This is a genomic window from Sphingomonas sp. Ag1 (genome assembly GCF_000980895.1).
GTDB classification, from domain to species: domain Bacteria; phylum Pseudomonadota; class Alphaproteobacteria; order Sphingomonadales; family Sphingomonadaceae; genus Sphingomonas; species Sphingomonas panaciterrae.
The window spans coordinates 233,762-258,137 of sequence record NZ_LAZX01000094.1 but is presented as its reverse complement, the minus strand read 5'-3'; the positions used below and the strand labels follow the sequence as shown (position 1 = coordinate 258,137).

The following is a 24,376-nucleotide window of genomic DNA, read 5'->3' as shown; positions in this document are numbered from 1 at the left end:
GCCGCCCCTTGACGGGGTGGCGTATCTGTTTCTTGCAAAGGTCCAAGCCCATGAAGGCGCTGATGAAGACCACCAAGGCGGCCAAGCCCGCAGAGGTGGAAAAGAAGTGGCACATCGTCGATGCCACCGACCTGGTGGTCGGTCGTGCAGCGGTCGTGATCGCCAACGTCCTGCGCGGCAAGCACAAGCCGTCGTTCACCCCGCACGTCGATTGCGGTGACAATGTCATCGTGATCAACGCCGACAAGGTGCGCTTCACCGGCAACAAGCTGGCCGACAAGGTCTATTACAAGCACACCGGTTATGCCGGCGGCATCAAGGGCGTCACCGCCGCCAAGGTGCTGGAAGGCCGCTTCCCCGAGCGCGTGCTCGAAAAGGCTGTTGAGCGCATGATCCCGCGCGGCCCGCTGGGCCGTCAGCAGATGCGTAACCTGCGCATCTTCAAGGGCGCTGAGCACCCGCACGAAGCGCAGAACCCCGAGGTCCTCGACATCGCCGGCATGAGCCGCAAGAACAAGGTGGGCGCATAATGTCCGACAATCGCCAGTCCCTCGCCGATCTCGGCGCCGCGCTCAGCGAGCAGCGCGAAACCGCCGTCGCTGCTGCAGAAGAGAAGGCCGAGGCCTATCTCGAAGGCAAGATCGACGAGCCGTCGCAGCGCGCCCCGCTGCGTGCGCAGGAACTCGACAAGTACGGTCGCGCCTATGCCACCGGCCGTCGTAAGGACGCCGTTGCCCGCGTGTGGCTGAAGCCGGGTTCGGGCAAGATCACGATCAACGGTCGTGATCAGGAAGTGTATTTCGCACGTCCGACGCTGCGCCTCGTCATCAACCAGGTGTTCGGTATCACCGAGCGCGAAGGTCAGTATGACGTGATCTGCACCGTCAAGGGCGGCGGCCTTTCGGGTCAGGCCGGCGCAGTGAAGCACGGCATCAGCCAGGCGATCACCAAGTACGAGCCGGCGTTGCGCGCCCCGGTGAAGGCAGCGGGCTTCCTGACCCGCGACAGCCGTACCGTCGAGCGTAAGAAGTACGGCCGCGCCAAGGCACGCCGCAGCTTCCAGTTCTCGAAGCGCTAAGGCTTATTGCAGCGGCGCCGGTTTTGCCGGTCCGCTGCTGGCCACTGGCTGCACAAAGGGGCAGCTCCGCAAGGAGCTGCCCCTTTTTGTTGTGTTTCGGGCTGGGCCATCACGCCGAGGAAAATCGCGCGAGACCTGCATCGCATGCGGGCGCGGTGATCCTATATGGGTGCGATGGACGCACTTGCCGATCTGGCTCCCCATTATCCGCTGATCCTTGGTCTTTTCGCTCTCGTCGTGATCGCAGGCTTCCTGCGACGCCTGCCGGTGATCGGCCGCCTCGTCAGTCTTGCCATGTGGGTGGCGCTGATCGGCGCGCTGGTATTCGTCCTGGGCGAGCGCGAACGCTTCGATCCCTATCTCGGCCGTGTCGCCGAGGTGCTGGACCTGTCGGGGCAGCAGGTGGAGGGCGCCGAGACCCGCATCCGGATGAGCCCGGACGGGCATTTCTGGGCCAATGTCAGCTTCGGCCGGGTGAAGCGGCGTATGCTGGTGGACAGCGGAGCGACGGTGACCGCGCTCTCGCTGGATACGGCAAATGCCGCGGGCCTCGATGTGCGTGACGCGATGTTCCCGATGCTGCTGCGAACCGCCAATGGCACGATCCGCGCGCAGACCGCGACGATCGGCGAGCTGTCCCTTGGCAACATCGTCGCGCGTGACGTGCCCGTCGTCGTGTCGCCCGCCTTCGGGGAGACGGACGTGCTGGGCATGAACTTCCTGTCGCGGCTGAAATCCTGGCGGGTCGAGGGTCGCACGCTCGTGCTGGTCCCCAACAATCCGCAGCCGGTTACATCCGGATGATGTGCTGACCGAGGCGCTCGGCCTCCTCTGGGTCGTGCGTTACGATCAACATCGGCAGGCGCAGATCATCGCGCAGCCGCTCGATCTCCTGCATCGCCTCCTCGCGCCGCGCACGATCGAGCGAGGCGAGCGGTTCGTCGAGCAGCAGGAAATCCGGGGCACTCAGCAGCGCACGCCCAATCGCCACGCGCCGCGCCTCGCCGCCTGACAGGCTGCGCGGCCAGCGCTCCAGCAGCGGCTCGACCTCCAGCGTCGCGGCGATCCGGGGCAGCGCTAACGCGTCGCTCGCCCCGTAGAGGAGGTTCCGGCGCACGGAGAGATGCGGAAACAGCCGCGGCTCCTGAAACACCACGCCGGCGCGGCGGCGATGCGGCGGCACGTCGATCCGCGCGGCCGCATCGTACAATGTGCGGCCACCGACCCTGACATGGCCGACGCTCGGCGCGAGCAGCCCGGCGATCATCATCAGTACGCTGGTCTTTCCCGCGCCCGACGGACCGACGAGGACGGTGCTTCGTGCGTCGGAGCGGAACGCGGTGCCGATCACCCGCTCACCGCGCCGGACGGTCAGGTCGATGTCAAAGGACATGGAGCCGCCGTCCCTGCCGCCGCGCCACCGCCTCCGACACCACCAGCGCCGCCAGGCTGAGGCCGACCGAAATCGCCGCAAGTCGCCACACGATCGCCTCGCCGCCCGGCTGCTGAAGCGCGGCATAGATCGCCAGCGGCAGCGTCTGCGTTTCGCCCGGCACGTTGGAGACGAAGGTGATCGTCGCGCCGAACTCCCCAAGCGACCGCGCAAAGCCGAGCACCACGCCCGCGAGGATCCCGGGCAGCGCGAGCGGCAGCGTGATGGTGGCAAAGGCGCGCCACCGCCCTGCCCCCAGCGTCCGCGCCGCTTGCTCGAGCCGCTGGTCCACTGCCTCTATCGACAGCCGCATCGCGCGCACCATCAGCGGCAGCGCCATAATACCCGCAGCGATCGCCGCCCCGGTCCAGCGGAACATCACGCTGACCCCGAACCATCGCTCCAGCGGCCCGCCGATCGGCCCGCCCGGAGCAAAAACCAGCAGCAGAACCCAGCCAGTGACCACCGGCGGCACCACGAGCGGCAGATGAATGATCCCATCGAGGAGCACCTTGCCCGGAAAGTCGGTGCGGGCGAGAAGCCAGGCGAGCGCAAAGGCGATCGGCAGCATGCCAAGCGTCGCCACCCCGCCAACCAGCAGCGACAGGCGCACGACGGTGGCGATCTCCTCCGTCATGGGCGGGTGAAGCCGTGCCGCACCAGGATCGACTGACCGGCGGGTGACAGCAGGAACCGGCGGAAGCCCTCGGCGTCCGGGTGCCTCGCGCTGACAAGCCGCGCGACCGGGTAATGGACCGGCGGATGACTGCCGGGGGGAAAGCGGCCGACGATGCGCAGCCGCGGCGCGATCCGGGCGTCGGTGGCATAGACGATGCCATAGGGCGCAGCGCCACGCTCCACCAGCGACAGTGCGGCGCGCACGCTTTCCCCGCGAACGACGCGGCGCGCGACCATCGGCCACGCGCCCAGCCGCTCGAGGGCCGTCTTGCCGTAGCGGCCGGCGGGCACTGCGGCTGGATCGCCCATGGCGAATGGGCCCGCCGCCAGCAAGGTGCCGAGAGCGCGCCCCCGCATGCCGCCAAGTTCCTGCCCGCGTCCGGGCGCGGCAACGACGACCAGCCGGTTGCCGGCAAGGACCGCGCGGGTGCCGGGCACCAGCCGCCCCTTTTCGGCGAGCCACTCCATCCAGCGGTCATCCGCGGATACGAACAGATCGGCTGGGGCGCCGGCGCCGATCTGCCGTGCGAGCGCAGAGGATGCAGCGAAGGACAGCACCGGGCGCGGGTGGCCACTGGCAGCCCATCGGTCCGCCGCCTCGCCCAGCGCCTCCTGCATGCTGGCCGCCGCGAGGACCAGCGGCCCACGCGCCTGCGCCGCCGCGGGTCGCCCCAGCAACGCGAACAGCATGAAAAACAATGACCACAGGCGCATCGCATTCCCCCCGGCCGCGCGCTCTTACCACGGAGTTTGCCGCCGACCAGCAGGACTGTCAGGTGGACAAGCGCTGGCCGCTTGTCCTAGCGACATCAGGATAACGGAGAGGAGCGGCCATGCACATGCAGGACCGGCACAGGCGACACGCATGAGCGAGATCGGAACGATGCTCGCCGACACCGCCGAGCGGCTGTTTACCACCCATGCCGAGGCGATCGAGCAAGCGGCAACGAGCGGCGAGTGGCCCGCCGCCGCGTGGGAGACGATCGAGGAAAGCGGCCTGCCGCTCGCCCTCGTGCCCGAGGACCATGGCGGCTTCGGCGTCCCCACGGCGGAAGCACTGGCGCTGGTGCGACTGACCGGCACGCACGCCCTTGCGCTGCCGCTGGCCGAAACGATGATCGCCAATGCCGCGCTCGCCGCGGCGGGCTTGCCGCTCGGCGACGGGGCGATCGGCCTCGCGGCCGATCCGCAAACCCCCGTTCCCTGGGGCCGTTTCGTCCAGACCGTCGTGGCGATCGAAGCGGGCCAGCTTCACCGCGCCTCCTCGCCACGCGTGACACGAGAGGGCAAGAATATCGCTGGCGCACCGCGCGACCTGCTCGATCTGGCCGAGGGACCGTCAGCGCCTTTCCCCGCCGGGACGCTGCTTGCCTGGGCCGCACTCGCACGCGCGCTGCAGATGGCGGGCGCGCTTGATCGCGTCCTCCAGCTGACCGTTGATCACGTGACCACGCGCGTCCAGTTCGGCCGCCCCCTCGCCAAGTTCCAGGCGATCCAGCAGGAACTGGCGAAACTGGCGGGCGAGGTCGCCGCGGCATCTGCCGCCGCCGATCAGGCCGTCGATGCGTATGTGGCTGGCGGCGACATCACCTTCGCGGTCGCGGTAGCCCGCACGCGCATCGGCGAGGCAGCGAGCAAGGCCAGCGCGATCGCGCACCAGTTGCACGGGGCGATCGGCTTCACCCGCGAACACGTGCTGCACCGCTACACCACGGCCCTTTGGGCGTGGCGGGATGAATATGGGACGCAGCGACAATGGACGCTGGTGCTGGGCAAGCGCGCGCTCGCCGCGGGACCTGACGGATATTGGCCGATGGTGGTGGCAGCATGACGACCCTGCACTTTCCCTCACCCGCCCGCCACGAGGCAGCCGAGGCGCTTCGAGAAGAGGTACGCGCGTTCCTCGCTGACGAGCTTGCCACGCGCCCGCCGCTCGCGCGTGCGGACAGCTGGAACGGCTTCGATCGCGATTTCAGCCGCAAGCTGGGCCAGCGCGGCTGGCTCGGCATGACCTGGCCAAAGCAATATGGCGGTCACGAGCGCAGCGCCTTTGAACGCTATGTCGTCGTCGAGGAGACGCTGGCTGCCGGGGCGCCGGTTGCCGCACACTGGATCGCCGACCGCCAGAGCGGCCCCAGCCTCCTCAAATACGGGACGGAGGAGCAGAAGCAGGCCATCCTCCCGGGCATTGCTGCGGGCGAGACGGTGTTCTGCATCGGCATGAGCGAGCCCGATTCCGGGTCAGACCTGGCCGCGACCCGTACGCGCGCCGTGCCAGCCGATGGTGGGTGGCGCGTCACCGGCACGAAGCTGTGGACGACGGGCGCGCACGACGCCGATTACATGATCCTGTTCTGCCGGACGAGCGGCACTCCGGCCGATCGTCAGGCTGGCACCAGCCAGCTCCTTGTCGATCTGCGCACCACCGAAGGGATCACGATCCGTCCGATCATCGACCTTGCCGGGCAGCATCATTTCAACGAGGTGCATTTCGAGGATGCCTTCCTTCCCGCCACCGCGCTGATCGGTACCGAAGGCGCCGGCTGGGAACAGGTCATGAGCGAGCTCGCGTTCGAACGCAGCGGGCCCGAGCGGTTCCTGTCCTCGATGCAATTGCTGATCGAACTGGTGGGTGTGCTTCAGGATGCGACCGGCGAGGCGGCGCAGCTCGCCCTCGGCCGCCTCAGCGCGCATCTCATCACGCTGCGTCGCCTGTCGCGGGGCGTCGCCGTGATGCTGGAGGCAGGCGAGAACCCGGGCACCCATGCAGCGATCGTCAAGGATCTGGGGGCGACGTTCGAACAGGAGCTGCCGGATATCGCGCGCAGCCTCGTCGATGCCGAACCGGACGCTGCGTCGACATCAGACTTCGTCGCCGTTCTGGCACATATCACGATGAATTCACCCAGCTTTTCCCTGCGCGGCGGAACACGCGAGATCCTGCGCGGCATCATTGCACGCGGGCTCGGGCTGCGCTGAGACCAATTCGGAGAACACCATGACCGTCGTTACCACCGAGATCCGCGCCCCGATCGCGATCCTCCGCCTCAACCGGCCAGACGCGATGAACGCGCTTGGCGCCGACGGCGATGGCGAGGCGGTTCGCGCCGCCTGCGACGCGCTGAACGCTGACCTCTCGATCCGCTGCGTGATCCTGACCGGCGAGGGCCGCGCCTTCTCGGCTGGCGGCGATATCAAGAAAATGGCCGATCCGGAGGGCCCCTTCTCCGGCGGCGGACTGCCGATCCGCAGCCATTATCAGCGCAACATCCATCGCATCGCCCGTGCGCTCTTCTCGCTCGACATGCCGGTGATCGCCGCGGTGAATGGCGCCGCGATCGGGCTTGGCTGCGACGTGGCATGCATGGCGGACATCCGCATCGCGTCGGACAAGGCAAAATTTGGCGTCACCTTCCTGAAACTCGGGCTGGTACCGGGCGACGGCGGATCATGGCTGCTGCCGCGCGCGATCGGGATGAGCCGGGCGGCCGAGCTGTTCTTCACCGGCGACGTCATCGATGCCGCGACCGCAGCCGACTGGGGCCTGGTCAGCCGGGTCGTGCCGCATGACAGCCTGATGGATGAGGCGCTGGCGCTTGCGGACCGTATCGCTGCGCTCCCGCCCCATTCGCTGCGCCTGACGAAGTCGCTGCTGCGGCAGGGGCAGACGAGCAGCTACGATCAGGCACTCGATTCGGCATCGACCGCACAGGCCGTCAGCCATGCGACCGACGACCATCGCGAGGGCGTGGCCGCGCTGCTGGAGAAACGTGACCCGGTGTTCTCCGGCCGCTGACGCCCGGCGGCCGCGCCTTCAGCCCTTTGGTGGTCCGGTGCCGTCGTCGGGCGCCATCAGATACTCGCGCTCCTCGGCCGTGCTGTCACGGCCGAGCGCAGCATTGCGCGTCGGAAAGCGGCCAAAACGCTCCACCACGTCGCGATGGCCGATCGCGAATGGCACGTTCGGCCCGCCCAGCGCGGTGAATTTCTCCACTGACAGGCGCTGCAGCAGCAGATCCTCGGCATGCATCAGCGGCATGTAGAGAAAGGCGCGCTCTTCCTCGACATAGCGGGCTTCCCAGCCGTTGGAGATGGCCAGCAGCGTCAGCTCCACCGCCAGATCATCAGCCTCATAGGCACGCGGCGAATCGCGGTAGATGTTGCGGGAAAACTGGTCGAGAAGGATGACCGCGGCGAGCAACTCATCCGGCCCGTCGCGCCACCCGGCGGCGCCGCTGGCATAGACCTGGTCACGCAGCGCGCCGAACCGCGTTCTGATCTCCTCATCGAGTTCCGGGTCGCGCTTGAACTGGCGTTCCATCGGCAGCGCGAACCAGAAGTCGAGCACCGCGCGCGCCTCATCGTGGACTAACCGCGAATGTATCCCTAGATCGCCAGCCATGCTCGCCTCCCGTTCGCCCGACGTGATTACCCTGGGCTGTCGATTGAACCTTGCCGAGAGCGAAACGATCCGCGCGCTCGCCGGCTCGCGAGATATGGTGGTGATTAATGGCTGCGGCGTGACAAACGAGGCCGTTCGCCAGACCCGCGTCGCGGTGCGGCGCGCGCGGCGTGATCGCCCGGCCGCCGAGATCGTGGTGACGGGCTGTGCATCCGACATGGATCCCGCCGCCTTCGCCGCGATGCCCGAAGTGGACCGCGTCGTACCGAACGCGACCAAGCTGCTCCCCGCGACGTGGGGCGGCTTTCCCAACCACCGACCCGCCCGCCGCCATGCCCGCGCCTTTGTAGGGGTCCAGAACGGCTGTGATCATTCCTGCACCTTCTGCGCCATCCCGCTCGGTCGCGGCCCGAGCCGGTCGGAGCCCGTGGGCCAGGTGGTCGCGCGCGTCGCCGCCCTGGTCGAGGATGGCGCGCGCGAGGTGGTGCTGACCGGGGTCGACCTTACCAGCTACGCCGACGGCCTCGGCACGCTGGTGGAGGCGATCCTGACGGGTGTGCCGCGGTTGCCCCGCCTTCGCCTTTCCTCGCTCGACACGATCGAGATCGACGATCACCTCTTCGATCTGGTGACCAGCGAGGAGCGCGTGATGCCGCACCTCCATCTTTCGCTCCAGGCCGGTGACGATCTGACTTTGAAGCGGATGAAGCGCCGTCATTCACGAGCGCAAGCCGTCGCGATGGTGGCCCGGCTGAAGGCGAAGCGCGCGATCGCAATCGGCGCGGACCTGATCGCCGGTTTCCCGACCGAGAGCGAGGAAGCCGCGGCCAATACGCTGCGCCTGCTGGCCGATTGCGACATCGTTCACGCGCATATCTTCCCTTTCTCACCCCGCGATCGCACCCCGGCAGCCCGCATGCCCCAGGTGGCGCCGGGCGTCGCCCGCGAGCGTGCCGCACGCCTGCGTGAGGCTGCCGCGACCCGCCGCGCCGGGTGGCTCGCCACGCTGGTCGGCAGCGACCAGCAGATTGTTATCGAGAAACCCGGCGATCGCGGCCACACGCCCGCCTTCGCCGAGGTACGCTTGCCCCACCCGATGGCGACCATCGGTGATATCGCGACCGTGCGGATCACTGCTGCCGCCGACGATCATCTCATCGGAATTCCTGCATGACCGACAACCGATCCTGGCACGACAAGCTCCTGGGCGGATTTCGCCGTACGTCAGACCGGCTGGTCGGCAACCTTGCCGGGCTGGGAACGGCCCGGCTGGACGATGCGACGCTGGACGAGATCGAAGAGGCGCTGATCGCGTCGGATCTCGGCCCGGAAACCGCCGCCCGCATCCGCGCCCGGCTTGCCGAGGGCAGCTATGAGCGGAACATGGAGGAACTGGGCATCCGCCTCGTCGTCGCCGAGGAGGTCGAAAAGGTTCTAGAAAAGGTCGCCAAGCCACTGGAGATCGACGCTTTTCCGCGGCCGCAGGTGGTACTGGTGATCGGCGTCAACGGATCGGGAAAGACCACCACCATCGCGAAGCTCGCGCACCTGTTCATGGAGCAGGATTATGGCGTGATGCTCGCGGCAGGCGACACGTTCCGCGCCGCGGCGATCGGCCAGCTCGCGACCTGGGCGGAGCGGATCGGCGTGCCGATCGTGACCGGTCCGGAGGGCGGCGACGCGGCCGGCGTGGTGTGGGACGCAGTGAAGAAAGCCACCGAGACGGGCATCGACGTGCTGATCGTCGACACCGCGGGACGACTGCAGAACAAGCGCGAGCTGATGGACGAACTGGCCAAAATCCGCCGCGTCCTTGGCCGCATCAACCCGGCCTCTCCGCACGACGTGGTGCTGGTGCTCGACGCCACGACGGGCCAGAATGCGCTGAGCCAGATCGAGGTGTTCAAAGAAGTCGCGGGCGTCACCGGGCTGGTGATGACCAAGTTGGACGGCACCGCGCGCGGCGGCGTTCTGGTGGCGGCGGCTGAACGTTATGGCCTGCCGATCCACGCAATTGGCGTCGGCGAGTCGATGAACGACCTGCGCCCGTTCGACGCGCATGAAGTCAGCCGGATCATCGCGGGCGTGGATCAAGCACGCTGATCGACCGTTCGCGTCAGACCAATTGTTGAGCCGCGGCCGCTCGTTCACGGGCGGCCCGACCAGCGGAGTAACTGGTGAGTACCGAAACCAAAAACACCTCGGGCCTGCGGCTCGCGCTCGATTACGGGCCGTTGATCGTCTTTTTCGCGGTCAATTTCCTTGCGCCCGGGCCCGCGATTGCACGCATTCTCGCGGCGACCGCCGCGTTCATGATCGCCATGGCGGTGGCGCTCGGCATTTCGTGGTGGAAGACGCGCCACATTCCGCCGATGCTGCTGATCTCCGGCGCGCTGGTGATCGTGTTCGGCGGCCTGACGATCTGGTTCCAGGACGAACGCTTCATCAAGATGAAGCCGACGTTCGTCTATGCGATCTTCGCCGCCGTGCTCGGCTTCGGGCTCGCCACCGGCCGCCCGCTGCTGCAGCTTCTGCTGGAAAGCGCCTATCCGGGGCTGACGGCGGACGGATGGCGCAAGCTGACCCGCAACTGGGTGATCTTCTTCCTGTTCATGGCCGTGCTGAACGAGGCGGTCTGGCGGTCGACCAGCACGGATTTCTGGGTCGGCTTCAAGCTGTGGGGCGCGATCCCGCTGACCATGATCTTTGCCATCGCCAACGTGCCGATGCTGATGCGTCACGGGCTGCAGGCGGGCAACATTCCCGACACGATCCCGCCGCAGGAATGAGGGACGCGGGTGGTGACCAGGCCAGGGCTTGTTGCGGCAGGGTAGGAAGTCGCTGCAGCGCGCCTATCTTGCGCTGATGCCCGCATCTTACCGGCCGGTTGACGGCCCTCCCCCGCACAGCCTGAACGCCGCCGCAGTGTCTTTGCGCGGGACGGCCCGCCAGTGACCGACTCGCTGTTTCAGACGACGGTCCGCAAGCCCCTGGCAGAGGAGCTTCGTCCTGCGCGGCTGTCCGACGTCATCGGCCAGGATCATCTGCTGGCGCCGACCGCGCCGCTCGGGCGCATGGTGCAGGCGAAGCGGTTGTCCTCTTTCGTCCTGTGGGGGCCGCCCGGTGTCGGCAAGACCACCATCGCCCGCCTGATCGCGCGTGAGACGGGCTATGAGTTCATCCAGCTGTCTGCGGTGTCGACAGGGATCGTTGACCTCCGAAAGGCGATCGCGGCCGCCGCTGATCTGCGTGCGATCAGCGGACGGTCGACGGCGGTTTTCATCGATGAGCTTCACCGCTTTTCGCGCCCGGTGCAGGACGCGATGCTGCCGGCGATCGAGGACGGCACCTTCGTCCTGATCGGCGCGACGACCGAGAACCCGAGCTTCAGCCTCGTCTCCGCGCTTCTTTCCCGTGCCAAGGTGCTGACGCTCAATCGCCTCGACACGCCAGCGCTGTCGCAGGTGCTGGCGCGTGCGGAGCGGCTGATCGGACGCGCCCTGCCGCTCGATGCTGCGGCGCGCGACGTGCTGGTCGACATGGCCGACGGAGATGCGCGCTACATGCTGGGCATTTGCGAGGATCTTCTCACATTGGATGAGAAGGAGCAGCTGCATCCGGCCGCCCTCGCCGCCTTCGCGCTTCGCCGCGCACCGCTCTACGACAAGGGGCAGGAGGAACATTACAATCTGCTCAGCTGCTTCCACAAAAGCCTGCGCGGCAGCGACGCGGATGCTGCACTCTACTGGGCGGCGCGGATGACCAACGGCGGCGAGGATCCGGCGGTGCTGTTCCGCCGCCTTGCCTGCGCCGCCTCTGAGGATATCGGCATGGCGGATCCCCAGGCGCTGGTGCAGGTGCTGACGGCGTGGCAGGCGTTTGAAAGGATTGGCTGGCCCGAGGGGCGGCTGTTCCTGGCGCAAGCGATCAATTACGTCGCGACCGCGCCGAAATCGAACGCTTCCTACCTCGCCTTTGGCCGCGCCACCGATCTTGCGCGCCGTACTGGTTCGCTCCCCCCGCCCAAGCACATCCTGAACGCGCCGACCGCGCTGATGAAGGAGCACGGCTATGGCGCGGGCTACCGCTACGATCACGATCAGCCCGATGCCTTTTCGGGCCAGGAGTTCTTCCCGGACGAGATTGCCGCCGGGCCGCGCGAGCCGCTCTATCGCCCCAATGAACGCGGGTTTGAGCGCGACGTACGCAAGCGGCTGGCGTTCTGGCAGGCGCGTCGCTCCCGGGGCGAGACAGACGATCGTTGATGCGCCTAATAGCGATGCTGAAACAGGCGGAGGAAGTCGCACGTGGGCATCAGGGGTGACATCGGGAACAGGTTCAGGTCGACTGCACAAGCACGGCGGCTCACCGCCGGCGCAGCCTGCGGCAAGCGGGCGCGCACCCACGGCATAGTCGCCGCGCTGATCGGGGCGACGATCGCATCGGCTGCGCCAACCACCGCCGGCGCTCAGGTCATCGGCGCGCAAACCTCCACCGCCTATCAGGAGGCGATTGCGGCGGGCTACAAGGCGCTTGCACTGTGCGAAGGGGTGATCGCCGCCGGCCGGACGGAGGCGCAGGTCGAGGCGCTCGAGCTCCGCGGGATCTACCCGGAATATCAGCCGCTGCTCCCGCGCCTGCGCGCCACGATCGACCGTCCCAACCGCAGTGTTCAGGTTGCCTTCGCCACCGATCTGCCCCCACGGCGCGCGGATTGGTCGCCGCGCACCGGCTGCGTCCTCCAGCCGATCGGCCGCGTCGTTGCGCCGTGGCCGGCAACACCGCTCGCCGCCTCGCTGCCACTGCCGGGGGACTCACGGCCGTGGCCGCTCGGCGACTCGGGCATCGCGCCGCGCCCACGCCCCGCGCTGGCACAGACCGTCGCGCGTGCCTTCGACCGCAGCACCTACAAGGGCGAGACGGTCGGGATCGTCGTGCTGCACGATGGGCGAATCGTGGCGGAGCGTTACGCGGACGGCTTCGGCCCGTTCACTTCCAACCGCACCTGGTCGGTGGCGAAGAGTATTGCGGGCACATTGGCCGGCATGGCGGTGCGGGACCTGAAGATCGACCCGCGCAAGCCCGCGCCTATTCCCGAATGGAGCCACCCCGCCGATCCGCGCCGCGCGATCACGCTGGACCAGCTCCTTCGCATGTCGTCGGGTCTCCATTCCGATCATTACGGCAATCGCACCGATGCGATCTATTTCGGCGGCACCACCGTCACCGAACAGGCGACCGGCTGGCCGCTGGAGGTGAAGCCGGGCACGCGCTTCCGCTATGCCAACAACGACATCATGCTGGCGGCGCGCGCTATCCGCGCCGCGATGAACAATGATACGCGCTACGCCGCCTGGCCGTCGCAGCTGTTCACCCCCCTCGGCATGAAACACACGACGGCCGGGACCGATTGGCAAGGCAATCTGATCCTCTCCAGCCAGGTCTATACCACCGCTCGCGACCTTGCGCGGTTGGGGCAGTTCTGGCTGCAGGACGGCGTCTGGCAGGGCAAGCGCCTGCTGCCGGAGGGCTGGATGCGCTACATGACGACAGCCAGCGGCCCGCAGCCCGCCGATGGCCCCGGCTATGGCGCCACCATGTGGCTGTTCGGACCGGCGCAGGGCCTACCCGCAGGCAGCTATTCGGCGCAGGGCAATCGCGGGCAATATGTGATGGTGGTCCCGTCGGAGAAGCTGGTAATCGTCCGCCGCGGTGAGGACCCCACCAACGCCCGTTTCGACATCGCCCGCTTTACCGCTGACGTGATCCGGAACCTGAAATGATGGGCGTCTGTACCGCTCGGAGGCGGCGGCGCTGACCCATTTTCGTCAGTTCGCGGCGATCGACTGGTCCGGGGCGAAGGGGTCTCGCCACAAGGGGATCGCCGTTGCGCTCTGCCAGGCCGGCGAGGAGGCACCTCGCCTTGTCTCCCCGTCCGGCCGCTGGTGGTCGCGAACGGAGGTCTGCGCCTGGCTGCGCGATCATGCGCACCAACCACTGCTTGTCGGGATCGATTGCAGCTTCTCCGCGCCCTTCCTCGCGCGGAGCGCGCATCTGCCGGGCGAAACCCGGACCGAAACGGCCCGCGCGCTGTGGGCCTATGTCGACGAACAAAGCAGCGATGAGGATCTGGGGGCGGCCTCCTTCCTGGAGGCACGGCGAGGCCGCCACTTCTATCTTGGCGCGGCTGACGGACCGAAGGCGCAGTTCCTCCACTGGCGCACGTGCGAGATGGCCGGCGATCGTTCGACCAAGCCGACCACGGTCTATGATGCGATCGGTGCGGCGCAGGTCGCCAAGGCGAGCTTTGCGGGGATGCGGATGCTCCACCATCTGGACGGAGCGCTGGCGATCTGGCCGTTCGACTCGAAACCTGATGAGGGCGCGGTACTGGTCGAGATCTATACCGCCATCGCGGCGCGCGCGGCCGGCCTGCCACGCGGCCGCAGCAAGCTGCGCGATGCAGTCTCATTGGACGATGCGCTCGCGCAATTGGGCAGCCGCCCGCATGACCCGCTGGCGCAGTATGACGATCACTCGACCGACGCGATCCTGGGCGCCGCCTGGCTGCGCGCCGATGCAGACCGAGCCGACTTGTGGGCCCCGCCCGGGCTCGACGCTCAGGTTCGACAAACCGAAGGCTGGACCTTCGGCGTCACCTGACGCATGGAGCGCCGACACGCCGGTTTAGCTCAGCTGGTAGAGCAGCGGTTTTGTAAACCGAAGGTCGCGGGTTCGATCCCTGCAACCGGCACCATTTCCCGACGCAACCTCGCTGGTGGAGGGGCGTTCCACGAACGCAATGATCCGCATCGCAAGCTATAACATGCGCAAGGCGATCGGCACCGACCGGCGCCGCAACCCGGAACGCGTGCTGGAGGTCCTGCACGAACTGGATGCGGACGTCATTGCCCTGCAAGAGGCGGACCGGCGGTTTGGCGCGCGGGCAGCGGTGATCACCCCGCATCTTCTGGACGAGCATAGCGACTGGAAGGCGGTCGATTTCGGAGTTCGGGCCGGATCGATGGGCTGGCACGGCAACGCCTTCCTCGTTCGCAAGTCATCGCAGGTGGTCGATTGCGAGGTCATCCACCTCCCCGCACTCGAACCGCGCGGCGCGATCGTGACCGAGGTGCGGCTGGCCAAGGGCGGGGTGTGGCGCTGCGTCGGCATGCACCTCGACCTGTCGGGGCTCTGGCGGCGCAAGCAGGCCGCGGCAATCCTCAGCCATGTGGCAGCCAGCAGCGAGCAATTGCCCACCGTGATGATGGGTGACCTGAACGAATGGACCCGCGCCGGCGGGTGCCTCCGCGATTTCGGGCGCGATTTCGTATTTGCCGAAACCGGCCCCAGCTACCATGCCACGCGTCCGATCGGGCGGCTGGACAGGATCATGGTATCAAGCGACGTGAAGGTGATGGATTGCGGGGTGCACAGCAGCGCCGCCGCCCGCAAGGCGAGCGATCATCTGCCGATCTGGGCTGACGTCGAAGCCGCATGATTCGTGATTCGGAATTACGGCTGGCGCTCGTCTGCTACGGCGGGATCAGCCTTGCCGTGTACATGCACGGCATCACCAAGGAGATATGGCACGTCGCGCGCGCGAGCCGGGCGAGCCAGTCGGGGGGATCGCTGGATCGTTCCGCCGGCGTCTACCAGGGGCTGCTGGCGGAGATCGCCCGCTCCACCGGCATCCGTCTGCGGATCTTGCCGGATATCATCGCAGGCGCCAGCGCCGGCGGGATCAACGGCATCTTCCTCGCGCAGGCGCTGAGCGCCGGGCAATCGCTCGACCCGCTGACGGACCTGTGGCTCGACAATGCCGATGTGGAGGCACTGATCGCGCCGGCCGCGGCGCCCGTGTCACGCTTCTCCAAGGCTTGGGCGCTGCCGATCGCCTGGATGGCGGCCGGGCGCGGTGTCGACGGACTGGACGATCTCGACGAACAAACGCGCGAGGAGGTGCGGGCAAAGCTGTCGCACTTCGTCCGCTCGCGCTGGTTCGAGCCGCCGTTTGATGGTCCCGGCTTCACGGGCATGCTGCTGGACGCCTTTGCGGCGATGGAAACGGGTCCGCGCGGCCCCCGCCTGCTGCCGGAGGGCCAGCCGCTCGACCTGTTCGTGACGGTAACCGACTTCAACGGCCATCCCGAACGGCTGCAGCTCCACTCCCCGCCGGAGGTAGTGGAGACCGAGCATCGCGTCGTGCTGTCGTTCAGCGATCACGGCCATGCGATCGAGACCTTGGCCGCCGCGCCCGAGCTTGCCTTCGCCGCGCGGGCCACCTCAAGCTTTCCCGGCGCTTTTCCCGCCTTCACCGTGGCCGAGCTTGATCAGGTGCTCGCCAATCGCAAGGATCGCTGGCCCGGGCGCCGGGCGTTTCTCACGCGGGTGCTGCCGCGTCAGGCCGCCGCCCACGCGCTGGATACCGCGGTGCTGATCGACGGCTCGGTCCTCGCGAATGCCCCGTTCCGTCCGGCGATCGACGCACTCGATGCCCGCCCCGCGCGGCGCGAGGTGGACCGCCGGTTCGTGTATATTGATCCGTCGCCCGGCATGAAGTTCAGGCTCACCGGCCCGGCGGAAGGCCCACCCGGCTTCTTCCAGACGATCCTCGGCGCGATCAGCGAGCTGCCCCGAAAGCAGCCGATCCGCGACAATCTGGAGGCGCTCGCCGCCCGCTCGCGGCGCATCGCCCGCATGCGCACCATCACTGATGCCGTGCGGCCGGAAATCGAAGCAGCGGTCGAGGCCTTGTTCGGGCGCACGTTCTTCCTGGACCGGCCAACCGCAGCGCGTCTCGTCGTATGGCGCCGGCGTGCGCAGATCGCAGCGGCGGAGCGGGCCGGCTTCAGCTATGCCGGCTATGCGCACCTCAAGATCGCCGGCGTGATCGAGACGATGACGGCCTTGCTCTACGCCGCGGGTGACGAGCCTGGGCCACACCGCTGGCAGCGGATCCGCAGCCGGATCGAGGCCGCGCTGCATGCGCGCGGCTATGATGAGGCGGCCCCTTCCGATGCCTCCAGCGCTGCGTCGATCGATTTCCTGCGCACCTTCGACATCGGCTTTCGCATCCGCCGTCTGCGCTTGCTGGCGCGGCGGTTGGTCGAGCTGGAGGCGGAGCATGATGAGGCAGTCCTGGCGCCCGTGCGCACCGCCATTTACGATTCGCTCGGCGCCTATCTCCACCGCAAGGCGCCCGAGGCGCATGGTGCCCTGCGGGGCGCGGTGCGCAGCCTGCGCGGGGACGCATCCCCGCTGCTCGACGATCTCGCCGCCTCTCTCGACCTGACCCGGCTCGATCATGAAACGGACGAACGGGTCGCCGAGGCGCTGGCGCAGCTTCCCCGTCAGCTGCGCCGCACCCTGCTTCTCCACTATCTCGGCTTTCCTTATGTCGACCTCGCCACCCTCCCGCTGCTTCAGGGTGAGGGGCTGGACGAGTTCGATCCGGTCAAGGTCGATCGCATCTCACCCGATGATTGCACCGCGATTCGCCAGGGCGGTGCGGAGGCCACGCTGAAGGGGATTCAGTTCAGCAATTTCGGCGCCTTCTTCAGCCGCAGCTACCGCGAGAATGATTACCTCTGGGGCCGGCTGCACGGCGCGGAGCGGATGATCGACATCATCGTGTCCGCGCTGCCCGCCACCGCCCGCCTCCGCCCGGGCACGGTCGCCGCCGCAAAGCGATCGGCCTTTCTGGCGATCCTTGATGAAGAGGAACCGCGCCTCCTCACGGCCGGCGGCCTCATCGCCGATCTGCGCCGCGAAATAGGCTGAGGCTGGCCAAAACGGCGCCGGCGTAATAGCGTCGCGCCATGCCGGAGCCTTGTACATGCAGTTCCTGAAAATCCTGTTCTGGGCCTTGGTCGCCTTCGCCGCTGCGGTATTCACCTTCGGCAATTGGAAATGGGTGTCGGTGTCGCTGTTCGGTAACCTGATGGCGGAGGTGAACCTTCCCATCCTGTTGCTGGTCACGTTCCTCGCCGGGTTCCTGCCGACCTTCCTGTACCAGCGAGCGCTGCGCTGGCGCCTGCGTCAGCGGCTGTCCGCCGCGGAGCGGACCATTGCCGACCTTCGGGCGCTGCCGCTTGCCGATCCCCGGCCTGCCGCGGCCGCGCCTGCGCCGGCCATGGCTGCGCCCGCCCCATCCTCTTCCACAGATTTCCCGCCGGAGGCCATCTGAACCATGTCCAACCCCATCTTCGTGGCACTGGACACGCCCGATCTTGACCGCGCCAAGGCGCTTGCCGCCAGCGTTCGCCACCATGTCGGCGGGATCAAGCTCGGGCTGGAATTCTTCGCGGGCAACGGCCGACACGGCGTGAAGGAGATGGCGGAACTCGGGCTGCCGATCTTCCTTGATCTCAAGTTTCACGACATCCCCAACACCGTCGCCAAGGCGATCCAGGCGCTGCGCGCCCTCGAACCGGCGATCATCACGGTGCACGCGGCTGGCGGGCAGGCGATGCTGGAGGATGCCAAGGCGGCCGCGCCCGCGGGTACGAAGGTCGTTGCCGTTACCATGCTCACCAGTCTCGACCAGCGCGATCTCGCCGCTACCGGGATCCACGGTTCGGCGCACGATCAGGTCCTGCGCCTGACGGAGCTTGCCCAGCGGTCCGGCGTCGATGGCATCGTATGCTCCGGCGAGGAGGTGAAAGCCGCGCATCAGTCATGGCCGGACGGCTTCTTCGTCGTGCCCGGCGTGCGCCCCGCCGATGCGGTCGTCGGCGATCAGAAGCGCGTAGTGACGCCGCGACAGGCGCTCGACAACGGCGCATCGATTTTGGTGATCGGGCGCCCGATCACCCAGGCTGAGGATCCGGATTCCGCCGCGCGTGCGATCGGCGCGACGCTGTAGGAGGCAATGTCATGGCTTTCGAAGGCAGCTGTCACTGCGGGGCGGTGACGTTCCACGTTGATGCCGATCGGCCGGTCGGTGCGATGAGCTGCAACTGCTCGCATTGCCGGCGAAAGGGCTTCCTTCTCGCGTTCCTGCCCGCTGAGACGTTCACGGTCACGGCCGGCGCTGATCGCCTGACCTCATACTTCTTCAACAAACATGTGATTCGGCACCAATTCTGCGCGGTTTGTGGCTGCGAAACGCATGCCGAGGGGACGGGGCCGGGCGGCGTTCGCACGACGGCGGTCAACCTGCGATGCGTACCGTCAATCGACCTCGATAGCCTCGCCATCGAAAAGATCGACGGCGCACGCTTCTGATCCCTAAGCTTTTCCGTGGCTTGCGGGATGTCATTCCCGCGCCATCTTCCCTTCATCGCGTTCCTGCCGGAGATGCAATGACCACCGCCAAGATATGCGGGCTATCCACGATCCAGGCGCTCGATGCGTCCGTCGCAGGGGGCGCAAGCCACCTCGGCTTCGTATTCTATCCCCCGTCGCCGCGTCATCTCGCCTTTGAGCACGCCGGGGCGCTCGCCGCCCGCGTGCCGTCTCACGTGGCGCGTGTCGGCGTGTTCGTCGATCCCGACGATGATCTCGTCGCGGGCGCGGTGACGACGGCGCGACTAACGATCATCCAGCTTCACAAGACCTCGCCGCAACGCATTGCGCAGCTTCGCACGGCAACCGGGCGGGAGACATGGGCCGCCCTCCCCGTGAAGACCCGGGGCGATCTCGAATCGGCGCGATCGCTGGCGGGTGCTGCCGACCGGATCCTCTACGACGCCAAGACGCCCGAGGGCGCACTGCCCGGCGGCATGGGTGTCCGGTTCGACTGGGCGTTGCTCGACGGCTTTCGTCATCCGACCGCATGGGCGCTTTCGGGCGGGCTCGATGCCAGCAACGTCGCGGAGGCGGCACGCCGCACCGGCGCGGCGCTGGTCGACGCTTCCTCCGGCCTCGAAACCGCCCCGGGCGTGAAGAACGTGGACAAGATAGCCGCGTTCCTGCAAGCGGTCGCCGCATCATGAATGCACCAAACACCTTCCGTGCTCAGCCCGACGATCGCGGTCACTTCGGCGACTATGGCGGCCGTTATGTTGCCGAGACGCTGATGCCGCTGATCCTTGAGCTGGAGCGGGAATATCGCGCCGCAAAGGGAGATCCGGCGTTCCAGGCGCAGTTTGACGACCTGCTGGAGCATTATGTCGGGCGCCCCTCACCGCTTTATTATGCGGAACGCCTGACGGACGCGCTGCGCGAGAATGCGGAGCCCGGCATGGGCGCTCAGATCTGGTTCAAGCGCGATGAGCTGAACCATACGGGCGCGCACAAGATCAACAATTGCATCGGCCAGATCCTGCTCGCCATCCGCATGGGCAAGACGCGCATCATCGCGGAGACCGGTGCCGGCCAGCACGGCGTCGCGACCGCCACGGTCTGCGCCCGCTTCGGCCTGCCCTGCGTCATCTACATGGGCGCCAAGGACGTCGAGCGGCAGCAGCCGAACGTGTTCCGGATGAAGCTGCTGGGGGCTGAGGTCCGCGCCGTCACGTCGGGGGCGAACACGCTCAAGGATGCGATGAACGAAGCGATGCGCGACTGGGTCGCGAACATCCACGACACCTTCTACATCATCGGCACCGCGGCCGGCCCGCATCCCTATCCCGAGCTCGTCCGCGACTTCCAGAGCGTCATTGGGCGTGAGGCGCGGGCGCAGATGCTGGCACGCACCAGCCGCCTGCCCGACCTGCTGGTCGCCGCGATCGGCGGCGGGTCCAACGCCATCGGCCTGTTCCATCCCTTCCTCGACGATGCCGAGGTCGGCATGCTCGGGGTCGAGGCAGCCGGCGAGGGGCTGGAGAAGAAGCACGCCGCCAGCCTTGCGGGTGGTTTTCCGGGCATCCTCCACGGCAACAAGACCTATTTGCTCCAGGACGAGGACGGCCAGATCGCCGAGGCCCATTCGATCTCGGCCGGGCTCGACTATCCCGGCATCGGGCCCGAGCACGCCTGGCTGAAGGACATCGGCCGCGTCGATTATACCGCCGTCACCGATGAGGAGGCGCTCGACGCCTTCCAGCTTCTATGCCGGACGGAGGGAATCATCCCCGCGCTGGAGCCATCCCATGCGATTGCAGCAGTAGCGCGCAAGGCACGGGAAATGCGCGACGATCAGATCATCCTCGCCAATCTCTGCGGGCGCGGCGACAAGGACATCTTCACCGTCGCCCATGCATTGGGGGTGGCGATATGAGCGCGCGTCTGACGGCGGCTTTCCCGAAGGACCGTGCCGCGCTGGTCACCTTCATCACCGCCGGCGACGGCGACACGCCGGCCGTGCTCGACGCACTTGTGGCGGGCGGTGCCGACGTCATCGAACTTGGCATGCCCTTCACCGATCCGATGGCGGACGGCCCTGCGATCCAGGCGGCCAACATCCGCAGCCTTGAGAGCGGCACAACAACCGCCTCCATCCTGCAGATTGCAAAGAATTTTCGTGACCGTCACCCGGACGTACCGCTGGTGCTGATGGGTTACGCCAACCCGATGCTCCGCCGCGGCGCTGACTGGTTCGCCGCCGCAGCGCGCGACGCCGGGGTCGACGGCGTGATCTGCGTCGACGTTCCGCCGGAAGAGGACGACGCACTCGGACCGGCGCTGCGCAGCGCCGGGATCGACCTCGTGCGGCTGGCGACGCCCACCACCGACGATGCGCGGCTCCCCACCGTTCTGGAAGGCGCCTCGGGCTTCGTCTATTATGTGTCGGTGGCAGGGATCACCGGATTGCAGCAGGCCGCCCAGGCGTCGATCGAGGAATCCGTTGCGCGGCTGAAACGCGCGACTGATCTGCCGATCGCGGTCGGCTTCGGCGTGCGCACGCCGGATCAGGCGAAGGCTATCGCCCGCGTTGCTGATGGCGTCGTCGTCGGCTCCGCGATCGTGGAACTGGTCGAACGCTTCGACGCTGATGCACCGGCGGCGATCCGCACCTATGTTGAGACTTTGGCGGTGGCGATCCGCGCCGCACGGAAGGAATTTGCATGAGCTGGTTGTCCAGCGTTCGTAACGCTTTGTCCTTCGTTGTTCCGGCAACGAAAGAGACGCCCGACAATCTCTGGCACAAGTGCAAGGGATGCGGGACGATGGTGTTCACCAAGGAGTTCGAGGAGAACCTGTCGGTCTGCCCGAGCTGCGATCACCACGGCCGCATTGGCCCATCGGCACGGTTCAAGCAGCTGCTGGACGAGGGCAGCGCCGACGTGCTCGCCCCGCCGCCGGCGCCAGAGGATCCGCTGAAGTTCCGCGATTCCAAGCGCTACGTCGATCGTCTCAAGACGGCGCGGGCCGACACGGGCGAGCAGGACGCCTTCCTCAACGCGCGCGGCACCATCCATGGTCGCCGCGTCGTGATCGGTGTGCAGGATTTCGCCTTCATGGGCGGCTCGATGGGCCAGGCCGTGGGTGAGGCGTTCATCCAGGGCGTCGAGACGGCGATCGCCGACAAGGCGCCCTATGTCGTCTTCACTGCCAGCGGCGGCGCGCGCATGCAGGAAGGCATCCTCAGCCTGATGCAGATGCCGCGCAGCACGGTGGCGATCCAGATGCTCCACGATGCGGGGCTGCCGTATATCGTCGTGCTCACCGATCCGACCTCGGGCGGCGTGATGGCCGCCTATGCGATGCTGGGCGACGTGCACATCGCCGAGCCGCGTGCGACGCTCGCCTTCACCGGCCGCCGCGTGATCGAGAATACCATTCGTGAAAAGCTGCCGGACGATTTCCAGACCAGCGAATATTACCTCGAACATGGGCTGATCGACATGGTCGTGCATCGCAAGGAACTGCGCGATCGCCTCGCCACGATCATCGGCTACCTCTGCGCGGAGCGGCAGGCCGCCTGATCGCCCCGCCATTGCCGCTCGCGCCACCGGCGCGGCGGCCATGCCGGCCCGGCGTCATCGGCCGCTCGGCCCGTGTCGCGCGGTTCATTCAGCGACGCCGAAGGCGGAACGACGATGCCCGATCACGCACATTCCCGCGACCCGGCCGTACAAAAGCAGCTGGATCGGCTGTGGTCGCTGTCGCCCGGGGCGGATGTCCTCGGCCTGTCGCGGATCACCGAGCTTTTGGCGCGGCTCGACAACCCGCACCTCCACCTGCCGCCCACGTTCCATGTCGCTGGCACCAACGGCAAGGGGTCGACCTGCGCCTTTCTTCGCGCCGCACTGGAGGCCGCGGGAAAGTCCGTCCACGTCTATTCCAGCCCCCATCTGGTCCGCTTCAACGAACGGATCCGGGTCGCCGGGCGGCTGATCGACGACGCGACATTGGCACCGCTGCTGGCCGAAGTGCTCGATCGTGCCGGCGATGTCGGCGCCAGCTTCTTCGAGGTGACGACCGCGGCGGCCTTCCTGCAATTCTCCCGTTCGGCGGCCGATGCCTGCATCATCGAGGTGGGCCTCGGCGGCCGGCTCGACGCAACCAACGTCATCCACCCGCTTGTCTGCGGCATCGCCGGCCTCGGGATTGATCACGAGGCGTTCCTGCTCGCCGAAGAAGCGGGCACACCGCCCGAGCCGATGGCCCGCATTGCGTTCGAGAAGGCCGGCATCGCCAAACCCGGCGTGCCTTTGGTGACGCAGCATTACCCACCAATCGCCGCTGAGGCGATCGCAAGTGTCACTGCGGGCTGCGGCGCACCGTTGGCGGCGCGAGACGACAAATGGCACGCAACCCACGACGGCTCCGCCATCCTCTATCGGGACGCACAAGGCGTGCTGCAGCTGCCACTGCCGACGCTGGCCGGCCAGCATCAGTGCGACAATGCCGCGCTCGCCGTCGCCATGCTGCGCCACCAATCATTGATCGACATTCCGCAAGCCGCGCTCGCCGCCGGAATCCGCGCAGCGCGATGGCCGGCGCGGATGCAGCGACTGGAACATGGCCCGTTGCTCGACCTCCTTCCTCGTCAGCCCACCGATGGCGTGTGGCTGGACGGCGCACACAACGAATCGGCCGCCGCTGCCATCGCTACGGACTGGCCCCATAAAGCGGCGACTACCATCATCCTGGGTGTTCTGGCGAACAAGGATGCTGGCGCGATCCTTCGGCACATGATCGGCATGGCACAGTCGGTCAGCATCATTGCGCTGCCGGTGCCGGGGCACGCCTGTCACGACCCCGCCGCACTGGCCGGGCAGGCAACGGCACTGGGGGCCACAAGCGGCCTTGTGGCTAACGATATCCGGCATGCCTTCCGCGTCGCTGCAGATCTGCCCGTTGCGGACCGCATGCTGATCGCCGGCTCGCTTTATCTCGCTGGCACCGTCCTGGAGGCAAACGACGAAGCGCCGCAATGACGCTTTGAGTTGCGATTGACTTGCAATAGCGGATTAGAGACAAGTGCGGCAGAGGAGTCGCCAGCATGTCCATGTCCGTCCCGCCGTCATCAGTCGCAGAGCGCCTGTCGGTCCTGCCGCACACGCTGCCCGCATGTGAGAACGCCCGGCTGGTGCTGTTTGCGATGCGCCGCATGGGGGCGAATGGCCTCGCGGATGCCCGCGCCGCGCACGCCATGTTCACGGCCTTTGGCGAACGCTTTCGCCGTCCGCTGATGCTGGTGCGCGCGCTGATGGCGGATCTTGCCACCTCCGCCGCCGGGCCGATCTCCATTACGCATTGCTGCTGCTCGCGCATGACCCATGCCGAACGCGCGCTGATGCACGTCCTCGCGCGTGTCGAGCTTCACCCGGACAATGCCCGTGTCCTGCTGGCTGACCTGCTCGGCATCCGGCGCGTCGACGGCATCCTCGCCAGCGCAGCGGTCGTGGCCGCTGCCTTCGCCGACGAAGGGCGACCGATCACCTGTTGATGA

27 protein-coding genes and 1 tRNA gene are annotated in these 24,376 nt (G+C 67.4%); 24 read left to right on the top strand and 4 right to left on the bottom strand.

The features are described from left to right. Positions 1 to 50: 50 nt before the first annotated feature. The 3 genes from rplM (at position 51) to XM50_RS14025 (ending at position 1,882) form a co-directional block, all read left to right on the top strand. A complete protein-coding gene (gene rplM / locus XM50_RS14035) occupies positions 51 to 530 on the top strand; it encodes a 50S ribosomal protein L13 (protein WP_046410361.1) in 480 nt (159 codons plus the stop codon). Further along, positions 530 to 1,078 (top strand): 30S ribosomal protein S9, encoded by a 549-nt coding sequence (gene rpsI, locus XM50_RS14030; protein WP_082103079.1) that lies wholly within the window; start codon positions 530 to 532, stop codon positions 1,076 to 1,078. The genes rplM and rpsI overlap by 1 nt, the downstream gene beginning before the upstream one ends. A gap of 174 nt (positions 1,079 to 1,252) precedes the next feature. Continuing rightward, positions 1,253 to 1,882, top strand: coding sequence for a retropepsin-like aspartic protease family protein (locus XM50_RS14025; protein ID WP_046411690.1), 630 nt, complete (start codon positions 1,253 to 1,255; stop codon positions 1,880 to 1,882). Here XM50_RS14025 and XM50_RS14020 read toward each other — a convergent pair. The 3 genes from XM50_RS14020 to modA are packed head-to-tail and all read right to left on the bottom strand — an operon-like array spanning position 1,869 to position 3,902. Continuing rightward, positions 1,869 to 2,471 (bottom strand): ATP-binding cassette domain-containing protein, encoded by a 603-nt coding sequence (locus XM50_RS14020; RefSeq protein WP_046410360.1) that lies wholly within the window; start codon positions 2,469 to 2,471, stop codon positions 1,869 to 1,871. The genes XM50_RS14025 and XM50_RS14020 overlap by 14 nt on opposite strands. Further along, a complete protein-coding gene (gene modB, locus XM50_RS14015; protein ID WP_046410358.1) occupies positions 2,461 to 3,147 on the bottom strand; it encodes a molybdate ABC transporter permease subunit in 687 nt (228 codons plus the stop codon). Before modB ends, XM50_RS14020 begins: the two co-directional genes overlap by 11 nt. Further along, positions 3,144 to 3,902, bottom strand: a complete 759-nt coding sequence (gene modA, locus XM50_RS14010; RefSeq protein WP_046410357.1) for a molybdate ABC transporter substrate-binding protein — start codon at positions 3,900 to 3,902, stop codon at positions 3,144 to 3,146. The genes modB and modA overlap by 4 nt, the downstream gene beginning before the upstream one ends. A 151-nt stretch (positions 3,903 to 4,053) precedes the next feature. Here modA and XM50_RS14005 point away from each other — a divergent pair, with 151 nt between their 5' ends. Genes XM50_RS14005 through XM50_RS13995 form a run of 3 tightly spaced genes read left to right on the top strand, consistent with a single transcriptional unit; the run spans position 4,054 to position 6,984 of the window. Beyond that, positions 4,054 to 5,019, top strand: coding sequence for an acyl-CoA dehydrogenase family protein (locus XM50_RS14005; protein ID WP_046410355.1), 966 nt, complete (start codon positions 4,054 to 4,056; stop codon positions 5,017 to 5,019). Beyond that, positions 5,016 to 6,167 carry an acyl-CoA dehydrogenase family protein gene (locus XM50_RS14000; protein ID WP_046410353.1) on the top strand — a complete coding sequence of 384 codons (1,152 nt, stop codon included), beginning with the start codon at positions 5,016 to 5,018 and terminating at the stop codon, positions 6,165 to 6,167. The genes XM50_RS14005 and XM50_RS14000 overlap by 4 nt, the downstream gene beginning before the upstream one ends. A gap of 19 nt (positions 6,168 to 6,186) precedes the next feature. Next, positions 6,187 to 6,984: a crotonase/enoyl-CoA hydratase family protein gene (locus tag XM50_RS13995; protein WP_046411689.1), complete on the top strand. Its 798-nt coding sequence runs from the start codon at positions 6,187 to 6,189 to the stop codon at positions 6,982 to 6,984. Positions 6,985 to 7,002: 18 nt separating this feature from the next. On the opposite strand, the gene XM50_RS13990 is transcribed toward XM50_RS13995, so the two are convergent. Beyond that, positions 7,003 to 7,590 (bottom strand): DUF924 family protein, encoded by a 588-nt coding sequence (locus XM50_RS13990; protein WP_046410352.1) that lies wholly within the window; start codon positions 7,588 to 7,590, stop codon positions 7,003 to 7,005. Here XM50_RS13990 and XM50_RS13985 point away from each other — a divergent pair. From XM50_RS13985 to XM50_RS13900, 18 genes are all read left to right on the top strand, one after another. Further along, positions 7,589 to 8,764: a MiaB/RimO family radical SAM methylthiotransferase gene (locus tag XM50_RS13985; protein ID WP_046410350.1), complete on the top strand. Its 1,176-nt coding sequence runs from the start codon at positions 7,589 to 7,591 to the stop codon at positions 8,762 to 8,764. The genes XM50_RS13990 and XM50_RS13985 overlap by 2 nt on opposite strands. Beyond that, positions 8,761 to 9,693: a signal recognition particle-docking protein FtsY gene (ftsY, locus tag XM50_RS13980; protein ID WP_046410349.1), complete on the top strand. Its 933-nt coding sequence runs from the start codon at positions 8,761 to 8,763 to the stop codon at positions 9,691 to 9,693. Before XM50_RS13985 ends, ftsY begins: the two co-directional genes overlap by 4 nt. Before the next feature lie 74 nt (positions 9,694 to 9,767). Then, the gene (locus XM50_RS13975; protein WP_125944557.1) at positions 9,768 to 10,379 is read left to right on the top strand and encodes a septation protein A; all 612 of its coding nucleotides are present in this window, start codon (positions 9,768 to 9,770) and stop codon (positions 10,377 to 10,379) included. A 162-nt stretch (positions 10,380 to 10,541) separates the two neighbouring features. Continuing rightward, a complete protein-coding gene (locus XM50_RS13970; RefSeq protein WP_046410345.1) occupies positions 10,542 to 11,855 on the top strand; it encodes a replication-associated recombination protein A in 1,314 nt (437 codons plus the stop codon). Between the two features lie 42 nt (positions 11,856 to 11,897). Next, positions 11,898 to 13,373, top strand: a complete 1,476-nt coding sequence (locus XM50_RS13965) for a serine hydrolase domain-containing protein (RefSeq protein ID WP_231621985.1) — start codon at positions 11,898 to 11,900, stop codon at positions 13,371 to 13,373. 31 nt (positions 13,374 to 13,404) lie between these two features. After that, on the top strand, positions 13,405 to 14,253 hold the full coding sequence (locus tag XM50_RS13960) for a hypothetical protein (RefSeq protein WP_046410344.1): 849 nt from the start codon (positions 13,405 to 13,407) through the stop codon (positions 14,251 to 14,253). 18 nt (positions 14,254 to 14,271) lie between these two features. After that, positions 14,272 to 14,347: transfer RNA gene (locus XM50_RS13955), tRNA-Thr, on the top strand. Between the two features lie 45 nt (positions 14,348 to 14,392). Next, complete coding sequence (locus XM50_RS13950; RefSeq protein WP_046411687.1) at positions 14,393 to 15,091, top strand: endonuclease/exonuclease/phosphatase family protein; 699 nt, start codon at positions 14,393 to 14,395, stop codon at positions 15,089 to 15,091. Then, positions 15,088 to 17,373 (top strand): patatin-like protein, encoded by a 2,286-nt coding sequence (locus XM50_RS13945; RefSeq protein WP_046410342.1) that lies wholly within the window; start codon positions 15,088 to 15,090, stop codon positions 17,371 to 17,373. The genes XM50_RS13950 and XM50_RS13945 overlap by 4 nt, the downstream gene beginning before the upstream one ends. Before the next feature lie 55 nt (positions 17,374 to 17,428). Further along, positions 17,429 to 17,779 carry a lipopolysaccharide assembly protein LapA domain-containing protein gene (locus XM50_RS13940; RefSeq protein WP_046410340.1) on the top strand — a complete coding sequence of 117 codons (351 nt, stop codon included), beginning with the start codon at positions 17,429 to 17,431 and terminating at the stop codon, positions 17,777 to 17,779. A gap of 3 nt (positions 17,780 to 17,782) precedes the next feature. After that, positions 17,783 to 18,457 carry an orotidine-5'-phosphate decarboxylase gene (gene pyrF / locus XM50_RS13935; protein WP_046410339.1) on the top strand — a complete coding sequence of 225 codons (675 nt, stop codon included), beginning with the start codon at positions 17,783 to 17,785 and terminating at the stop codon, positions 18,455 to 18,457. 11 nt (positions 18,458 to 18,468) lie between these two features. Then, the gene (locus XM50_RS13930) at positions 18,469 to 18,819 is read left to right on the top strand and encodes a GFA family protein (RefSeq protein WP_046410337.1); all 351 of its coding nucleotides are present in this window, start codon (positions 18,469 to 18,471) and stop codon (positions 18,817 to 18,819) included. A gap of 77 nt (positions 18,820 to 18,896) precedes the next feature. Then, positions 18,897 to 19,529 carry a phosphoribosylanthranilate isomerase gene (locus tag XM50_RS13925; RefSeq protein ID WP_046410336.1) on the top strand — a complete coding sequence of 211 codons (633 nt, stop codon included), beginning with the start codon at positions 18,897 to 18,899 and terminating at the stop codon, positions 19,527 to 19,529. Further along, positions 19,526 to 20,755, top strand: a complete 1,230-nt coding sequence (gene trpB / locus XM50_RS13920; protein ID WP_046410335.1) for a tryptophan synthase subunit beta — start codon at positions 19,526 to 19,528, stop codon at positions 20,753 to 20,755. The genes XM50_RS13925 and trpB overlap by 4 nt, the downstream gene beginning before the upstream one ends. Beyond that, positions 20,752 to 21,546 carry a tryptophan synthase subunit alpha gene (gene trpA / locus XM50_RS13915; protein WP_046410333.1) on the top strand — a complete coding sequence of 265 codons (795 nt, stop codon included), beginning with the start codon at positions 20,752 to 20,754 and terminating at the stop codon, positions 21,544 to 21,546. Before trpB ends, trpA begins: the two co-directional genes overlap by 4 nt. Beyond that, complete coding sequence (accD, locus tag XM50_RS13910) at positions 21,543 to 22,403, top strand: acetyl-CoA carboxylase, carboxyltransferase subunit beta (RefSeq protein WP_046410332.1); 861 nt, start codon at positions 21,543 to 21,545, stop codon at positions 22,401 to 22,403. Before trpA ends, accD begins: the two co-directional genes overlap by 4 nt. 114 nt (positions 22,404 to 22,517) lie before the next feature. Beyond that, on the top strand, positions 22,518 to 23,861 hold the full coding sequence (locus tag XM50_RS13905; RefSeq protein WP_046411685.1) for a bifunctional folylpolyglutamate synthase/dihydrofolate synthase: 1,344 nt from the start codon (positions 22,518 to 22,520) through the stop codon (positions 23,859 to 23,861). Positions 23,862 to 23,926: 65 nt separating this feature from the next. Continuing rightward, positions 23,927 to 24,373, top strand: a complete 447-nt coding sequence (locus XM50_RS13900; protein WP_197075559.1) for a DUF6628 family protein — start codon at positions 23,927 to 23,929, stop codon at positions 24,371 to 24,373. The last annotated feature ends 3 nt before the right edge of the window (positions 24,374 to 24,376 follow it).

Bases quoted from the DNA above. Each gene is read 5' to 3' on its own strand.
- XM50_RS14025 (WP_046411690.1), top strand. From the start codon at position 1,253: ATGGACGCACTTGCCGATCTGGCTCCCCATTATCCGCTGATCCTTGGT.
- modB (WP_046410358.1), bottom strand. From the start codon at position 3,147: ATGACGGAGGAGATCGCCACCGTCGTGCGCCTGTCGCTGCTGGTTGGC.
- modA (WP_046410357.1), bottom strand. From the start codon at position 3,902: ATGCGCCTGTGGTCATTGTTTTTCATGCTGTTCGCGTTGCTGGGGCGA.
- XM50_RS14020 (WP_046410360.1), bottom strand. From the start codon at position 2,471: ATGTCCTTTGACATCGACCTGACCGTCCGGCGCGGTGAGCGGGTGATC.
- XM50_RS13950 (WP_046411687.1), top strand. From the start codon at position 14,393: ATGATCCGCATCGCAAGCTATAACATGCGCAAGGCGATCGGCACCGAC.
- XM50_RS13900 (WP_197075559.1), top strand. From the start codon at position 23,927: ATGTCCATGTCCGTCCCGCCGTCATCAGTCGCAGAGCGCCTGTCGGTC.
- XM50_RS13930 (WP_046410337.1), top strand. From the start codon at position 18,469: ATGGCTTTCGAAGGCAGCTGTCACTGCGGGGCGGTGACGTTCCACGTT.
- XM50_RS13995 (WP_046411689.1), top strand. From the start codon at position 6,187: ATGACCGTCGTTACCACCGAGATCCGCGCCCCGATCGCGATCCTCCGC.
- rplM (WP_046410361.1), top strand. From the start codon at position 51: ATGAAGGCGCTGATGAAGACCACCAAGGCGGCCAAGCCCGCAGAGGTG.
- XM50_RS13990 (WP_046410352.1), bottom strand. From the start codon at position 7,590: ATGGCTGGCGATCTAGGGATACATTCGCGGTTAGTCCACGATGAGGCG.
- XM50_RS14005 (WP_046410355.1), top strand. From the start codon at position 4,054: ATGAGCGAGATCGGAACGATGCTCGCCGACACCGCCGAGCGGCTGTTT.
- XM50_RS13925 (WP_046410336.1), top strand. From the start codon at position 18,897: ATGACCACCGCCAAGATATGCGGGCTATCCACGATCCAGGCGCTCGAT.
- XM50_RS13940 (WP_046410340.1), top strand. From the start codon at position 17,429: ATGCAGTTCCTGAAAATCCTGTTCTGGGCCTTGGTCGCCTTCGCCGCT.
- XM50_RS13905 (WP_046411685.1), top strand. From the start codon at position 22,518: ATGCCCGATCACGCACATTCCCGCGACCCGGCCGTACAAAAGCAGCTG.
- XM50_RS13945 (WP_046410342.1), top strand. From the start codon at position 15,088: ATGATTCGTGATTCGGAATTACGGCTGGCGCTCGTCTGCTACGGCGGG.
- ftsY (WP_046410349.1), top strand. From the start codon at position 8,761: ATGACCGACAACCGATCCTGGCACGACAAGCTCCTGGGCGGATTTCGC.
- trpB (WP_046410335.1), top strand. From the start codon at position 19,526: ATGAATGCACCAAACACCTTCCGTGCTCAGCCCGACGATCGCGGTCAC.
- accD (WP_046410332.1), top strand. From the start codon at position 21,543: ATGAGCTGGTTGTCCAGCGTTCGTAACGCTTTGTCCTTCGTTGTTCCG.
- trpA (WP_046410333.1), top strand. From the start codon at position 20,752: ATGAGCGCGCGTCTGACGGCGGCTTTCCCGAAGGACCGTGCCGCGCTG.
- rpsI (WP_082103079.1), top strand. From the start codon at position 530: ATGTCCGACAATCGCCAGTCCCTCGCCGATCTCGGCGCCGCGCTCAGC.
- pyrF (WP_046410339.1), top strand. From the start codon at position 17,783: ATGTCCAACCCCATCTTCGTGGCACTGGACACGCCCGATCTTGACCGC.
- XM50_RS14000 (WP_046410353.1), top strand. From the start codon at position 5,016: ATGACGACCCTGCACTTTCCCTCACCCGCCCGCCACGAGGCAGCCGAG.
- XM50_RS13985 (WP_046410350.1), top strand. From the start codon at position 7,589: ATGCTCGCCTCCCGTTCGCCCGACGTGATTACCCTGGGCTGTCGATTG.